This window comes from Pseudomonas palmensis (genome assembly GCF_017848315.1).
Taxonomy (GTDB): domain Bacteria; phylum Pseudomonadota; class Gammaproteobacteria; order Pseudomonadales; family Pseudomonadaceae; genus Aquipseudomonas; species Aquipseudomonas palmensis.
Genome location: NZ_JAFKEC010000008.1, coordinates 63,776 through 78,551, shown reverse-complemented (window position 1 = coordinate 78,551; position 14,776 = coordinate 63,776). Strand labels below are relative to the sequence as shown.

Here is a 14,776-nt window from a genome sequence, read left to right as displayed (position 1 = left end):
GAGCACCGGCCGAGCGAAAGGGGCGAGCAGTATAGGAAGGCCGCTACAGGGCTTTTCACTATATAAACCCCGATATTTGGCGAGAACTCTCGGCAATTACCGCTTATTCGGAGTGGCATTTCCCGCGCTTGGCCGTGCGGGTGTCAACCGGGCGGCTAACATAGCACCAAAACGGGGCAACACAACCTTGCACCAAAGGCGCATGTTCGCGCCGTGATTGGCGAACCTGCCGCTGGCAACCCACAAATTTTTCATCAATTGCGACCAGCGTCTAAGCTTCAGGCAAGCGAGACGAACATACGCAGCCGGGCTGAACACTATGGGCGCACAGTGGCAAACGGAACCAGACAAGACGCAGGCTGCCGCAGAACAACCGGATACTCCCGCATTGCCCAAACGTCCCCGCCGGCGCTATGGCTGGTGGCTGTTCGGCCTGCTGGTGCTGGGGGCCCTGGTACTGCTGGGCCTGGCGATCGCCCGTGAAATGCACACCTCGCGCCTGCAGGCGCGCGAGTTCAGCCAGTTCGCCGCCACCCTGAGCTATTCGATGCACAAGGGCCCCAGCGATGCCGTCATCTACCCGGGCGAAGGCCCGTTCGACAAGCGCCTGGGCTACAGCGCGCTGGGCGAGTTCCTGCCGCGGCTGTTCAAGCGCGATTACGTGATCGTCGAGCAGGCGCGTTTTTCGCCGGCGCTGATGAACTATGTGCAGCACGGGTTCTTCGTGCCCTATGCCGAGAAGATCCAGGCCGGCCTGTCGATCACCGACTGCAAGGGCGACGCGCTGTACCAGTTCCATTACCCGCAGCACCTTTACCCGGATTTCGCCTCGATCCCGCCGGTGATCGTGCACAGCCTGCTGTTCATCGAGAACCGCGACCTGCTCGACCCCGCCGATCCGCGCAGCAACCCGGCGGTGGACTGGCCGCGCTTCGCCATGGCCGCCTACAGTCAGGTCGCCAAGCACCTGGCCCTGCCCGGCCAGTCGGCCGGCGGCAGCACGCTGGCCACGCAGCTGGAAAAATACCGCCACTCCCCCGATGGCCTCACGGTGTCGGGCAGCGAGAAACTGCGCCAGATGATTTCGGCCAGCGTGCGCGCCTACCAGGACGGGCCGCAGACCCTGGGCGCACGCCAGCGCATCGTGCGCGACTACCTCAACAGCGTGCCGCTGTCAGCGGTGCCCGGCCACGGCGAAGTGCACGGCATGGCCGAGGGCCTGCGGGTGTGGTACGGCGCCGACTTTGCCGAGGTCAACAAGACCCTGGCCAGTACCGACAGCGACCCGGCCAGCCTGGCCGCGCGTGGCCTGGCACTGCGCCAGGTGCTGTCGCTGATGATCGCCCAGCGCCGCCCGTCGCACTTTCTGTCCAAGGGTCGCAACGAACTGGCCACCCTCACCGACAGCCACGTGCGCCTGCTGGCCGCCAACAACATCATCGACCGCCCGCTGGCCGATGCCGCGCTGGCAAGCAAGGTGGTGTTTCGCGACTGGGTGGCGCAGCCGACCATCGTGCCCATCGTCACCAACAAGGGCATCAGCGTGGCCCGCAGCCGCTTGTCGTCGGCGCTGGGGCGCCCGCTGTACGACCTGGACCGCCTCGACCTGTCGGCCACCAGCACGCTGCAGGCCGACCTGCAGGGGCAGGTCAGCGAGTACCTCAAGAGCCTCGCCGACCCGGCCTTTGCGGCGCAGATGGGGCTGATTGGCGAACGCCTGCTGACCCCCACCAGCACCACCCAGGTGCGCTACAGCTTCACCCTGCTGGAACGCACCGCCGACGGCTCGCGGGTACGGGTACAGACCGACAGCACCGACCAGCCGTTCGACATCAACGAGGGCAGCAAGCTTGAGCTGGGCTCCACCGCCAAGTTGCGGGTGCTGACCCAGTACCTGGAAATCATCGCCGAGCTGCACGACAAGTACGTCGACATGACCCCGGCCCAGTTGAGCAAGGTGGAGGTGGCCGACACCGACTTCATCAGCCGCTGGGCCCTGGATTACCTGGCCCGCAACAAGGACCGCAACATCACCGCGATGCTCGACGCGGCGCTGGAGCGCAAGTATTCGGCCAGCCCCGGCGAAGCCTTTTTCACCGGCGGCGGCATGCATGTGTTCAACAACTTTCGCCGCGAGGACAACGGCCGCATGCCGACCCTCAAGGATGCCCTGCGCGAGTCGATCAACCTGCCCTTCATTCGCCTGATGCGCGACCTGGTGCGCTACAGCACCTATTCGGCACCGGGCAACAGCGGCAAGTTGCTCAAGGACGATGCCGAGCCGCGGCGCCAGGAGTACCTTGCCCGCTTCGCCGACCGCGAGGGCACCGACTTCATGCGCCGGTTCTGGAAGAAGTACCAGCGCAAGACCTCCCAGGAACGCCTGGACACCTTTCTCGACAGCCTGCGGGTCACGCCGATCCGCCTGGCCGCCGTGCACCGCTACCTGTTCCCCGAGGCCGACCAGGCCACCTTCAACGCCTTCGTGCGCGCGCACATGAAGGCCGAGCCAGGGGCGGCCAAGCGGCCACCACTGAAAAAGGACCAACTGACCGACCAGCGTCTGGAAGGCCTGTATGCCGCCTACGGCCCGGGCACCTACGACCTGCCCGACCAGGGCTACATCGCCCGGGTGCACCCGCTGGACCTGTGGCTGCTGGGCTACCTGCTGAAGAACCCCACCGCAAGCTTTCAGGACGCGGTGCTGGCCAGCCATTTCGAACGCCAGGAAGTCTACAGCTGGCTGTTCAAGAGCCGGCACAAGGGCGCCCGTGACAGCCGTATCCGTACCATGGTCGAGATCGAGGCGTTCCTCGACATTCACCAGCGCTGGAAGCGCGTGGGCTACCCGTTCGATCACCTGGTGCCATCGCTGGCCACCGCCATCGGCAGCTCGGGCGACCGCCCGGCGGCGCTGGCCGAACTGGTGGGCATCATCCAGAACGACGGCGTGCGCCTTCCGGTGCTGCGTATCGACACCCTGCACTTCGCCGCCGACACGCCCTATGAACTGCGCCTGGCCGGTGACCCGGACCGGGGCCAGCGGGTGCTGTCGGTGGAAGTGGCGCGGGCCCTGCGCGGGGCCATGTCGCAGGTGGTGGACGCCGGTACGGCACGACGGGTGTCGGGGAGCTTCAAGCTGCCCGATGGCACCCTGCTGACCATGGGCGGCAAGACCGGCACCGGGGACAACCGCATCGAGAGCTTCGGTGCTGGCGGGCGGCTGATCGGTTCGCGTTCGTTGAACCGCACCGCGACGTTCGTGTTCTTTCTGGGCGACAACCATTTCGGCACCTTGACGGCGTTCGTGCCGGGGCGCGCGGCCGAGGCATTCAAGTTCACCTCGGCGTTGCCGGTGCAGGTGCTCAAGGGCATGGCGCCGATACTGCTGCCATACCTGCAGCCGGGGGGCAACACGTTGTGCACGCCGCCGCTGGTGGCAACGCAAGACCTTTCGACGCCCTGACGCCATTCGCCCGCCTGCAGCAACCACACGCTTGCGTGCAGGAGCCGGCCTTGCCGGCGAAACAGATCAGCGCTAAATGCGAAAAATAATCATCTCCATGTCTTGCGTTAAGATATATCTTGAGTAATATCTTTAGATACATCGAAACGCAGACAGGAGACAGTCCATGCGTGACCATCACCCACCCCACCGCGACAGCGGCGAGCGCCATGACGGCTTCGAGCGCCGGCACGGCCGTGAACGCGGCGACCGTGGCCCCCGCGTGTTCGCCCCCGGCGATCTCAAGTTGCTGCTGCTGGCCATGCTTTCGGAAAAGCCCGGCCACGGCTACGACCTGATCCGCCAGATCGAGGCCGAGTTCGACGGCGGCTACAGCCCCAGCCCCGGCGTGATCTACCCGACCCTGACCTTTCTCGAAGAGAGCGAGCTGATCAGCGGCGAAATCCACGGCAGCAAGAAGCTCTACAGCGTCACCGACGCCGGGCGCCAGTCGCTGGTCGACCAGGCCATCGCCCTGGACGGCGTGCGCACGCGCATCGAGGTGAGCAAGCGCTCGATGCGCGTGCACGACCGTCCGCCGGAAATCCACGAAGCCGTCCACAACCTGCGCCATGCCCTGCAGATCCATGCCGGGCGCTGGAACCCCGCAGAGATCGAGCGGGTACGCACCCTGCTCAACGACACCGCAAAAGCCATCGTTGCCGGCCCGGCAACCCCCACCCAGGAGACTTCCGAATGACGGACAGCCCCAACCTTTCGATCCATCGCGTCAACCACGAGATCAAGCGCCGCAGCCTGCAGGTACTGCGCGTGACCGAGCTGACCCCGCGCATGCGCCGCATCACCCTCGGCGGCGCCGAGCTGCAGGGCTTTCTCAGCGTCGGCAGCGACGACCACGTCAAACTCATGTTCGCCTGCTCCCCCGCAGAACAGGTGGCCCTGGACAACCCCGGCGCCACCGACGTGCGACCGACCATGCGCGAGTACACCCCGCGGCGCATCGACCTGGCCGCCGGCGAGCTGGACCTGGACTTCGTGCTGCACGGCGACGGCCCCGCCTCCACCTGGGCGGCCCAGGCCGAACCCGGCCATTACCTGCATATCGCCGGGCCACGCGCCTCGCTGGTGGTGCCGGACATCTTCGACAGCTACCTGCTGGTGGGCGATGAAACCGCCATCCCGGCCATCGGCCGCCGGCTCGAAGAGTTGCCAGCCGGACGCAAGGTGCTGGCGGTGATCGAAATCGAGGACGACCAGGAACGCCAGCCGCTGCCCAGCGCGGCGCAGGTCGAGGTGATCTGGGTACGGCGCCACCAGCAGGACGTGCTGCAGGTGTTGCGCGACCTGAGCCTGCCGTCGGGCACGCTGTACGCCTGGGTTGCCCTGGAAAAGGCGCTGACGCGCAAGGCCAAGAGCCTGCTGCTGGAAGAGAAAGGCGTTAACGAGGCGTACCTCAAGGCGGCCGCCTACTGGCGACTGGACCCCAACGACGAGGAATAAGCGTCGACCTTCAGGGTTGCGCCTGGGCCCGTGCCAGGCGCCTGCCCTGCCAGCGGTCGAGGACGATCAGCAGCACGCCGACCAGAATGAAGCCCCCCAGCATGGCCAGCGCATTGAGCAGCACCTGCGCATAGCCCAGGCTCGCCACATCGACGAACGGGTACGGATAGAAACCGATACCGTGACCGCGCGCCAGCACATACCCAAAGTACCCCAGCGGATACACCAGCCAGCCCAGCAGGTGGGTGAAACGCAACTGCCCCTTGGGCACGCACCACCACCAGTACAGCGCATAGGCCGCCGGCATCACGTCGTGCAGCAGCTCATCGGCCAGCCACTGCCAGCCCTGCGGTTGCCACAGGTGACGCAGCAACAGGCTGTAGGCCAGCGCCACGAACACGATGCTCACCGCCACCCCGGAACTCACCCAAGGCGACAGCCACCAGCGCCGCGCCGCCGATTCACGGCCAAAGGCCGCCTGGGTCAGCACCGTGGCCACCAGGGTATTGCTCAACACCGTGAAATAACCGAACAGATTCACCAGCCCGCCCAGCAGGCTGGCCTGATCCTGCCAGCGCGCCAGCAGCACCAGATACAGCTGGATGGTCAACGCCGCCCAGCCAAGGCCCGCCAGCAGGCCGATGCCCATGCGACGGTCAGCCACCGGCATCGGCTCAGCGACCGCGTTGCAGCTTCAGGTACAGGCGCTCGACCTTCTCCCGCGCCCAGGGCGTCTTGCGCAGGAAGGTCAGGCTCGACTTGATGCTCGGGTCACTCTTGAAGCAGCGGATATCGATGCGCTGCGCCAGCCCTTCCCATTGGTAGTGCGCCACCAGCGCGGTGAGGATCTGTTCCAGTGTCACGCCATGCAGCGGGTTGTTGTCAGCGGCAGTCATGCCTGTGCTCCAGCCAAACGAAGGTGCGCACCTTAGCCCAGGTGCGGCGGCGCGTCAGCACCTGGTGCGGCCTTTCTCGATCAAGGGCACCTGAGGTGATTCTAGTGACCTCGAAGGCTCTGGACAGCACCTTGGCATTTATTGTTTTACGGTAATGTTATATTGTAACCAAAACGATAACTGCCAAGGACCCCACCATGCGTCACCTGCCGCTCCACCTCTCCCCCCTTGCCGCCGCACTGTGGCTGGCCTCGCTGCCCAGCCACGCGGTTGAACTGCAACCTCAGGTCATCACCGCCAACCCGTTGGGCACCCCGCTGGCAGCCCCCAGCAGCGTGCTCGAAGGCGACACATTGACCCTGCAGCAAAAGGGCAGCCTGGGCGAAACCCTGAACACCCAGCCCGGCGTCGCCTCCACCTGGTTCGGCCCGGGCGCCAGCCGCCCGGTGATCCGCGGCCTGGACGGCGACCGGATCCGTATCCTGCGCAACGGCGTGGGTGCACTGGATGCCTCTTCGCTGTCGTACGACCACGCCGTGCCACTGGACCCGGTGAACGTCGAGCGCGTCGAGATCGTGCGCGGCCCGGCCGCCCTGCTCTACGGTGGCAATGCCATCGGCGGGGTGGTCAACACCTTCGACAACCGCATCCCCGACGCGCCGGTGCAAGGCATTCATGGTGCCGGCGAGCTGCGCTACGGGGGCGCCGACACCACCCGCAGCAGTGCGGGCAAGCTGGAAGCCGGCGATGGCCGCTTCGCCCTGCACCTGGACGCCAACAGCCGCCAGTTCAACGATTTGCGCATCCCCGGCTACGCCCGCAGTTCGAAGGTGCGCGATGCCGACGAACCCGGCGGCAAGCATCGCCTGGAAAACAGCGACGGGCGCCAGGACGGTGGTGCCGTCGGCGGTTCGTACAACTGGGAACACGGTTACGCGGGAATGTCCTACAGCCGCTACGATGCCAACTACGGTTCGGTGGCCGAGCCCGGCGTTCGTCTGGCCATGGAACAGGACCACTACGCCTTTGCCTCCGAACTGCGCGACCTCGACGGCCCGTTCAGCTCGCTCAAGTTCGACGCCGGCTACACCGACTACAAGCATCAGGAGCTGGAAGGCGGCGAGGTGCATACCACCTTCAAGAACAAGGGCTACGAGGCCCGCGTCGAGGCTCGGCACCAGCCGCTGGGGCCGGTGGAAGGCGTGATCGGCGCCCAGGTCACCCGCAACGAGTTCTCGGCGTTGGGCGAAGAAGCCTTCGTGCCGCAGACCGATACCGACAGCCTGGCGCTGTTCGTGCTCGAACAGTGGAAGGCCACCGACCGCCTCGACCTGAGCCTGGGCGCACGCCTGGAGCACACCCGGGTCGACCCCGACAGCCAGGGCAGCGAACGTTTCGCCCAGGCCGACAGCGCCAGCAGCTTCACCGCCGCCAGCCTGTCCTCGGGTGCGGTGTACCAGTTGACCCCGGTGTGGTCGCTGGCCGCCAGCCTGGGCTACACCGAACGTGCACCGACCTTCTACGAGCTGTATGCCAATGGCGCTCACGTCGCCACCGGCACCTACGAGGTGGGCGACCCGGGGCTTTCGAAGGAGAAGGCGATCTCCAGCGACCTGGCCCTGCGCTTCGACAACGGCACGCACAAGGGCAGCGTGGGCGTGTTCTACAGCCATTTCCGCAACTACATCGGCCTGCTGGCCAGCGGCAACCTGCGCGAAGGGCATGATCACGATCACGGGGATGACGATCACGATCACGACCATGATCACGAGCATGGCGACGTGCCCGAATACCTCTATCACGGCGTGCGCGCCCGCTTCTACGGCATCGAAGCCCAGGACCGCTGGCAACTGCTGGAAAACGCCTACGGCAGCTTCGCCCTGGAACTGTCTGGCGACTACACCCGCGCCAAGAACCTGGATACCGGCGAAGACCTGCCACGCATTGCCCCGCTGCGCCTGAACAGCGGCCTGACCTGGAACCTTGAACGCTGGCAGGCACGGGTCGACGTGCAGCATGCCAGCAGCCAGCATCGCAAGCCGGCCAATGAAACCAGCACCGACGGCTACACCACCCTGGGGGCCAGCGTGGGCTATCGCTTCGAGATCGGCCAGAGTGAATGGCTGGCCTTCGTGCGCGGCGAAAACCTCACCGACCAGACCGTACGCTATGCCAGTTCGATCCTGCGCGACATCGCCCCAGCGCCGGGTCGCAGCGTACAGGTAGGCCTGCGAACCACCTTCTGAACCCACACCGTTGCCGGATTGTTACCCATCCGGCAACGGTCACTCTTGCTGATCCGGCTTTTTTTCCGGCACGTTCGCCTATATCCTCCCCGCCTCAAGCTGAACCGCTTCACCTATTCCTGATACTGCCTTGCCCTCGACGATGCCTGCATCTCGGGCAATTTGCCGTTCTTCCAACAATCAAAAGACAGCGCTATCTCATGCATCAGTTCCATCATCTGCCCCCCGCCGCCGCGACCTTGCTGGCAGGCCTGGCCGCCAGCACGCTGGCCTGCAGCCTGCAGGCCGCCCCCCTCTTCGACGGCAACTCGCCCTGGATGCTCGGCGACTGGGGCGGCACACGCTCGGCGCTGGCCGAGCGCGGCTACGACTTCACTCTGGGCTACACCGGGGAGATGGGCAGCAACCTGCACGGTGGCCACGACCACAGCAACACCGCCCGCTACAGCGACCAGTTCAGCCTGGGCAGCCACCTGGACCTGCAGAAGATCCTCGGCTGGCAGGGCGCCGAATTCCAGTTGACCGTGACCGAGCGCCACGGCAACAACATCAGCAACGATCGCATCAACGATCCGCGGGTGGGCGGCTTCACCTCGGCCCAGGAAGTCTGGGGCCGTGGCCAGACCTGGCGGCTGACCCAGATGTGGTTCAAGCAGACGTACCTGGACGGCGACCTCGACGTGAAGGTCGGGCGCTTCGGCCAGGGCGAGGACTTCAACAGCTTCCCCTGCGACTTCCAGAACCTGGCCTTCTGCGGCTCGCAGGTGGGCAACTGGGCCGGCAGCATCTGGTACAACTGGCCGGTGAGCCAGTGGGCCCTGCGCGTCAAGTACCACCTAACGCCGGAACTCTACGCCCAGGTCGGTGCCTACGAACAGAACCCCTCCAACCTCGAGCGCCAGAACGGCTTCAAGCTCAGCGGCAGCGGCACCCAGGGCGCGGTACTGCCGGTGGAACTGGTGTGGACGCCGGCCATCGACGGCCTCAAAGGGGAATATCGCGCCGGTTACTACTACAGTAGTGCCAAGGCACAAGATGTTTACAAGGACGGCAACGGCCAACCGGCAGCCCTCAGTGGCCAGGACTATCGCAGCAGCTCGAGCAAGCACGGGTTCTGGTTGGGGGCACAGCAGCAGGTGACGTCGTTGGCCAGCGATCACTCACGTGGCCTGAGCGTTTTTGCCAATGCCACGCTGCACGACAAGAAGACCAATGCCATCGACAACTATGTTCAGGCAGGTGTGGTTTACAAAGGGCTGTTCGATGCCCGCGCCAAGGACGACATCGGCTTCGCCCTCGCTCGCGTGCACGTCAACCCGGCCTATCGCAGGAACGCCGAGGCCCGCAACCGCGCCAATGCCCTCTTCGACTACGACAACCCCGCCTTCCTGCCCGTCCAGGACACCGAGTACAGCGCCGAGCTGTATTACGGCATCCACCTGGCCCAGTGGCTGACCGTGCGCCCGAACCTGCAGTACATCCGCCACCCGGGCGGGGTCGGGCACGTGGACGACGCGCTGATCGGCGGCCTCAAGATCCAGAGCAGCTTCTGAACGGGCCCTGCGGCTCGAACCTTTTCACCTTGATGGAGAACACACGATGAGCACTGATGGTGCCTTGAGTAGAACCCGCTGGCTGCCGAGACTGCTCGGCGTGCTGCTGTTGCTGATGGGGCTGGCGCTGCTGGCCGGCGGTATCAAGCTGAGCCAGCTCGGCGGCTCGCTGTATTACCTGATTGCCGGTATCGGCTTTGCCCTGTCGGGCGTGCTGCTGCTGGCACTGCGCCGCACCGCGCTGGGCCTGTACGGCCTGGTGCTGCTCGGTAGCACCCTGTGGGCATTGTGGGAGGTCGGCCTGGACTGGTGGCAACTGGTACCGCGCCTGTCGCTGTGGTTCGCCCTGGGCGTGGTGTTGCTGCTGCCGTGGGCACGCCGCCCGCTGCTGGGCCAGCCCGGCAAGCTCAACACCGGCCTGCTGAGCCTGGCGGTGGTGCTGTCGGGCGCCACCGCAGTGGCAAGCCAGTTCACCTTCCCGGGTGAAATCAAGGGCGAGCTGGGCCGCGACAGCACCGAGCTGAGCAGCACCGCGCCGGCCATGCCCGATGGCGACTGGCAGGCCTACGGGCGCACCGAATTCGGTGACCGCTACTCGCCGCTGCGCCAGATCACCCCGAACAACGTGCACAAGCTCGAAGAGGCCTGGCGCATTCGCACCGGCGACCTGCCGACCAGCGATGACCCGGTCGAGCTGACCAACGAGAACACCCCGCTCAAGGTCAATGGCAAGCTGTATGCCTGCACCGCGCACAGCAAGGTGCTGGCCCTGGACCCGGATACCGGTGCCGAGATCTGGCGCTTCGATCCGCAGATCAAGAGCCCGGTGGGCTTCAAGGGCTTTGCCCACATGACCTGCCGTGGCGTGTCGTACTACGACGAAAACAACTACGTGAACATGGACGGCGCCCCTGCGCCGAAAATCTCCGAAGCCGGCCAGGCCGTGGTGCGCAGCTGCCCGCGTCGCCTGTACCTGCCCACCGCCGATGCGCGCCTGATCGCGATCAACGCCGACACCGGCAAGGTCTGCGAAGGCTTCGGCAACCAGGGCGTGGTCGACCTGACCCAGGGCATCGGCCCGTTCACCGCCGGTGGCTACTACTCCACCTCGCCTGCCGCGATCACTCGCGAGCTGGTGATCATCGGTGGCCACGTCACCGACAACGAGTCCACCAACGAGCCCTCGGGCGTGATCCGTGCCTACGACGTGCATGACGGTCGTCTGGTCTGGAACTGGGACAGCGACAACCCGGACGAGACCGCGCCGCTGGCACCGGGCAAGACCTACAGCCGCAACTCGGCCAACATGTGGTCGCTGGCCAGCGTCGACGAGAAGCTGGGCATGGTGTACCTGCCACTGGGCAACCAGACCCCTGACCAGTGGGGCGCCGACCGCACCCCAGGTGCCGAGAAGTTCAGTGCCGGCATCGTCGCCCTGGACCTGGCCACCGGCAAGGTACGCTGGAACTACCAGTTCACCCACCACGACCTGTGGGACATGGACGTCGGCAGCCAGCCGACCCTGCTCGACCTGAAGACCGCCGACGGCGTCAAACCTGCGCTGATCGCCCCGACCAAGCAGGGCAGCCTGTACGTGCTCGACCGTCGTGACGGCAGCGCCATCGTGCCGATCCGCGAGATCCCGGCGCCCCAGGGCGCGGTCAAGGGCGACCACACCGCACCGACCCAGGCCCGCTCGGACCTGAACCTGCTGGGCCCGGACCTGACCGAGGCGGCCATGTGGGGCGCCAGCCCGTTCGATCAGATGCTGTGCCGTATCCAGTTCCGCGAACTGCGCTACGAGGGCCAGTACACCCCGCCGTCGGAGCAGGGCAGCCTGATCTACCCGGGCAACGTGGGCGTGTTCAACTGGGGCGGCGTGTCGGTCGACCCTGTGCGTCAGCTGCTGTTCACCAGCCCCAACTACATGGCCTTCGTGTCGAAGATGGTGCCGCGTGCCGAAGTGGCCGAGGGCAGCAAGCGCGAAAGCGAGACCAGCGGCGTGCAGCCCAACACCGGCGCACCTTACGCGGTGATCATGCACCCGTTCATGTCGCCCCTGGGCGTACCGTGCCAGGCCCCGGCCTGGGGCTATGTGGCCGGTATCGACCTGACCACCAACAAGGTGGTGTGGAAGCACAAGAACGGCACCAGCCGCGACAGCTCGCCGATTCCGATCGGCCTGCCGGTGGGTGTACCGAGCATGGGCGGCTCGATGGTGACGGCCGGCGGCCTGGGCTTTTTGAGCGGCACCCTGGACCAGTACCTGCGTGCGTATGACGTGAACACCGGCAAGGAGCTGTGGAAATCGCGCCTGCCGGCTGGCGGCCAGGCCACGCCGATGACCTACACCGGCAAGGATGGCCAGCAGTACGTGCTGGTGATGGCTGGCGGGCACGGTTCGCTGGGCACAAAGATGGGCGATTACGTGATCGCCTACAAACTGGCGCAGTGATCGACCGCTGAACCTGGGCTGCCGTGCAGCCCTTCGCCGGCCTTGTCGCTGAAGGGGCCGCCCGGCACTGCACATACCTGTCCGCCCATTGAAACCTCCCCCCTCCCGCCCCATCTAAGCACCATAGTCATTCACGCAGGTGCCCCATGAGCGACCAGCAGGATCTCCCCGAACATCCCGACCAAGACGCTGAAGTCGAGCATCTCGACGCCTCCGACCACACCGGTCGCACCCTCGCCATCCCCGGCCAGCAACTGCCGGACAAGGTCTACGTGATCCCGATCCACAACCGCCCGTTCTTCCCCGCGCAGGTACTGCCGGTGATCGTCAACGAAGAACCCTGGGCCGAGACCCTGGACCTGGTGGCCAAGACCCCGCATCACAACCTGGCGCTGTTCTTCATGGACACCCCGCCCGAAGACCATCGCCACTTCGATACCTCGGCCCTGCCGCTGTACGGCACCCTGGTCAAGGTGCACCACGCCAGCCGCGAGAACGGCAAGCTGCAGTTCGTCGCCCAGGGCCTGACCCGCGTGCGGATCCGCACCTGGCTCAAGCACCACCGCCCGCCCTACCTGGTGGAAGTCGAATACCCGCACCAGCCCAGCCAGCCGACCGACGAGGTCAAGGCCTACGGCATGGCCCTGATCAACGCGATCAAGGAACTGCTGCCGCTCAATCCGCTGTACAGCGAAGAGCTGAAGAACTACCTCAACCGCTTCAGCCCCAACGACCCTTCGCCGCTCACCGACTTTGCCGCCGCCCTGACCTCCGCCACCGGCAACCAGCTGCAGGAAGTACTCGACTGCGTGCCCATGCTCAAGCGCATGGAAAAGGTGCTGCCGATGCTGCGCAAGGAAGTCGAGGTGGCACGCCTGCAGAACGAGATCTCTGCCGAGGTGAACCGCCAGATCGGCGAGCACCAGCGCGAGTTCTTCCTCAAGGAACAGCTCAAGGTCATCCAGCAGGAGCTGGGCCTGACCAAGGACGACCGCAGCGCCGACCTGGAGCAGTTCCAGCAGCGCCTGGCAGGCAAGACCCTGCCCGCTGCGGCGCAAAAGCGCATCGACGAAGAAATGGGCAAGCTGTCGATCCTGGAGACCGGCTCGCCCGAGTACGCCGTCACCCGCAACTACCTGGAATGGGCCACCGCCCTGCCCTGGGGCGTGTACGGCAAGGACAAGCTCGACCTCAGGCATGCACGCAAGGTGCTCGACCAGCACCACGCCGGCCTGGATGACATCAAGGATCGCATCATCGAGTTCCTTGCCGTGGGCGCCTACAAGGGCGAGATCAGCGGTTCGATCGTGCTGCTGGTGGGCCCGCCGGGCGTGGGCAAGACCAGCATCGGCAAGTCCATCGCCGAGTCCCTGGGGCGGCCGTTCTATCGCTTCAGCGTCGGCGGCATGCGCGATGAGGCCGAGATCAAGGGCCACCGGCGCACCTACATCGGTGCCCAGCCGGGCAAGCTGGTGCAGGCGCTCAAGGACGTCGAGGTGATGAACCCGGTGATCATGCTCGACGAGATCGACAAGATGGGCCAGAGCTACCAGGGCGACCCGGCCTCGGCCCTGCTCGAAACCCTGGACCCGGAACAGAACGTCGACTTCCTCGACCATTACCTGGACCTGCGCCTGGACCTGTCCAAGGTGCTGTTCGTGTGCACCGCCAACACCCTCGATGCCATCCCCGGGCCGCTGCTCGACCGCATGGAGGTGATCCGCCTGTCCGGTTACATCACCGAGGAAAAGGTCGCCATCGCCAAGCGTCACCTGTGGCCCAAGCAACTGGCCAAGGCCGGCGTGGCCAAGGCCAGCCTGGGTATCAGCGACAGCGCATTGCGCACGGTTATCGAAGGCTATGCCCGTGAAGCCGGGGTGCGCCAGCTGGAAAAACAACTGGGCAAGCTGGTGCGCAAGGCCGTGGTGCAGTTGATCGACACACCCGATGCAGTGATAAAGATCGGCCCCAAGGACCTCGAAGCTTCACTCGGCATGCCGGTGTTTCGCAGCGAGCAGGTGCTGTCGGGCAAGGGCGTGATCACCGGCCTGGCCTGGACCAGCATGGGCGGCGCCACGCTGCCGATCGAGGCGACCCGCATTCACACCCTCAACCGCGGCTTCAAGCTCACCGGCCAGCTGGGCGAGGTGATGAAGGAATCCGCCGAGATCGCCTACAGCTACGTCAGCGCCAACCTCAAGCAGTACGGTGGTGAGGTGGGCTACTTCAACGAGTCTTTCATTCACCTGCACGTGCCCGAAGGGGCCACGCCCAAGGACGGCCCGAGTGCCGGGGTGACCATGGCCAGCGCCCTGCTGTCCCTGGCACGCGACCAGGCACCGAAAAAAGGCGTGGCCATGACCGGCGAGCTGACCCTGACCGGGCAGGTATTGCCGATTGGCGGGGTACGCGAGAAGGTGATTGCGGCGCGCCGGCAGAAGATCCACGAGCTGATTCTGCCGGAGGCCAACCGCGGCGACTTCGAAGAACTGCCCGGCTACCTGAAGGCCGGCCTGCAGGTGCATTTTGCCAGGCGCTTCAGCGACGTGGCCAAGGTGCTGTTCTGAAACAGCGGTAACAGAAACAGCGCGGGCTGCAGGCAGCCCGCGCGGGCACCCGGCAGCGAAGCGTGAGAATCTTCCCAAGGCAGCACACTTTCC

9 protein-coding genes are annotated in these 14,776 nt (G+C 65.7%); 7 read left to right on the top strand and 2 right to left on the bottom strand.

The window, feature by feature from the left end; all coding sequences use genetic code 11:
• Nucleotides 1-319: 319 nt before the first annotated feature.
• From JZZ72_RS07245 to JZZ72_RS07235, 3 genes are all read left to right on the top strand, one after another.
• Nucleotides 320-3,466 carry a transglycosylase domain-containing protein gene (locus JZZ72_RS07245; protein WP_043862001.1) on the top strand — a complete coding sequence of 1,049 codons (3,147 nt, stop codon included), beginning with the start codon at nucleotides 320-322 and terminating at the stop codon, nucleotides 3,464-3,466.
• 166 nt (nucleotides 3,467-3,632) lie between these two features.
• Nucleotides 3,633-4,205 (top strand): PadR family transcriptional regulator, encoded by a 573-nt coding sequence (locus JZZ72_RS07240; RefSeq protein WP_210014233.1) that lies wholly within the window; start codon nucleotides 3,633-3,635, stop codon nucleotides 4,203-4,205.
• The gene (locus tag JZZ72_RS07235; RefSeq protein WP_210014232.1) at nucleotides 4,202-4,966 is read left to right on the top strand and encodes a siderophore-interacting protein; all 765 of its coding nucleotides are present in this window, start codon (nucleotides 4,202-4,204) and stop codon (nucleotides 4,964-4,966) included. Before JZZ72_RS07240 ends, JZZ72_RS07235 begins: the two co-directional genes overlap by 4 nt.
• 10 nt (nucleotides 4,967-4,976) lie before the next feature.
• Here JZZ72_RS07235 and JZZ72_RS07230 read toward each other — a convergent pair whose 3' ends face one another.
• Both JZZ72_RS07230 and JZZ72_RS07225 read right to left on the bottom strand, forming a co-directional pair.
• Nucleotides 4,977-5,615: a Pr6Pr family membrane protein gene (locus JZZ72_RS07230; protein ID WP_376787183.1), complete on the bottom strand. Its 639-nt coding sequence runs from the start codon at nucleotides 5,613-5,615 to the stop codon at nucleotides 4,977-4,979.
• Between the two features lie 25 nt (nucleotides 5,616-5,640).
• On the bottom strand, nucleotides 5,641-5,862 hold the full coding sequence (locus JZZ72_RS07225) for a VF530 family protein (RefSeq protein WP_043862005.1): 222 nt from the start codon (nucleotides 5,860-5,862) through the stop codon (nucleotides 5,641-5,643).
• Nucleotides 5,863-6,059: 197 nt separating this feature from the next.
• Here JZZ72_RS07225 and JZZ72_RS07220 point away from each other — a divergent pair, with 197 nt between their 5' ends.
• The 4 genes from JZZ72_RS07220 (at nucleotide 6,060) to lon (ending at nucleotide 14,683) form a co-directional block, all read left to right on the top strand.
• Nucleotides 6,060-8,108, top strand: coding sequence for a TonB-dependent receptor (locus JZZ72_RS07220; protein WP_210014231.1), 2,049 nt, complete (start codon nucleotides 6,060-6,062; stop codon nucleotides 8,106-8,108).
• Nucleotides 8,109-8,308: 200 nt separating this feature from the next.
• Entirely contained in the window at nucleotides 8,309-9,661 is a 1,353-nt protein-coding gene (locus JZZ72_RS07215) for a carbohydrate porin (protein ID WP_210014230.1), read from the top strand.
• Between the two features lie 46 nt (nucleotides 9,662-9,707).
• Nucleotides 9,708-12,116 (top strand): glucose/quinate/shikimate family membrane-bound PQQ-dependent dehydrogenase, encoded by a 2,409-nt coding sequence (locus JZZ72_RS07210; RefSeq protein WP_043862008.1) that lies wholly within the window; start codon nucleotides 9,708-9,710, stop codon nucleotides 12,114-12,116.
• Nucleotides 12,117-12,262: 146 nt separating this feature from the next.
• Nucleotides 12,263-14,683: an endopeptidase La gene (gene lon / locus JZZ72_RS07205; RefSeq protein WP_043862009.1), complete on the top strand. Its 2,421-nt coding sequence runs from the start codon at nucleotides 12,263-12,265 to the stop codon at nucleotides 14,681-14,683.
• The last annotated feature ends 93 nt before the right edge of the window (nucleotides 14,684-14,776 follow it).

Coding starts and splice junctions, on each gene's coding strand:
- JZZ72_RS07220 (WP_210014231.1), top strand. CDS start 6,060: ATGCGTCACCTGCCGCTCCACCTCTCCCCCCTTGCCGCCGCACTGTGG.
- JZZ72_RS07210 (WP_043862008.1), top strand. CDS start 9,708: ATGAGCACTGATGGTGCCTTGAGTAGAACCCGCTGGCTGCCGAGACTG.
- JZZ72_RS07215 (WP_210014230.1), top strand. CDS start 8,309: ATGCATCAGTTCCATCATCTGCCCCCCGCCGCCGCGACCTTGCTGGCA.
- JZZ72_RS07245 (WP_043862001.1), top strand. CDS start 320: ATGGGCGCACAGTGGCAAACGGAACCAGACAAGACGCAGGCTGCCGCA.
- lon (WP_043862009.1), top strand. CDS start 12,263: ATGAGCGACCAGCAGGATCTCCCCGAACATCCCGACCAAGACGCTGAA.
- JZZ72_RS07225 (WP_043862005.1), bottom strand. CDS start 5,862: ATGACTGCCGCTGACAACAACCCGCTGCATGGCGTGACACTGGAACAG.
- JZZ72_RS07240 (WP_210014233.1), top strand. CDS start 3,633: ATGCGTGACCATCACCCACCCCACCGCGACAGCGGCGAGCGCCATGAC.
- JZZ72_RS07230 (WP_376787183.1), bottom strand. CDS start 5,615: ATGGGCATCGGCCTGCTGGCGGGCCTTGGCTGGGCGGCGTTGACCATC.
- JZZ72_RS07235 (WP_210014232.1), top strand. CDS start 4,202: ATGACGGACAGCCCCAACCTTTCGATCCATCGCGTCAACCACGAGATC.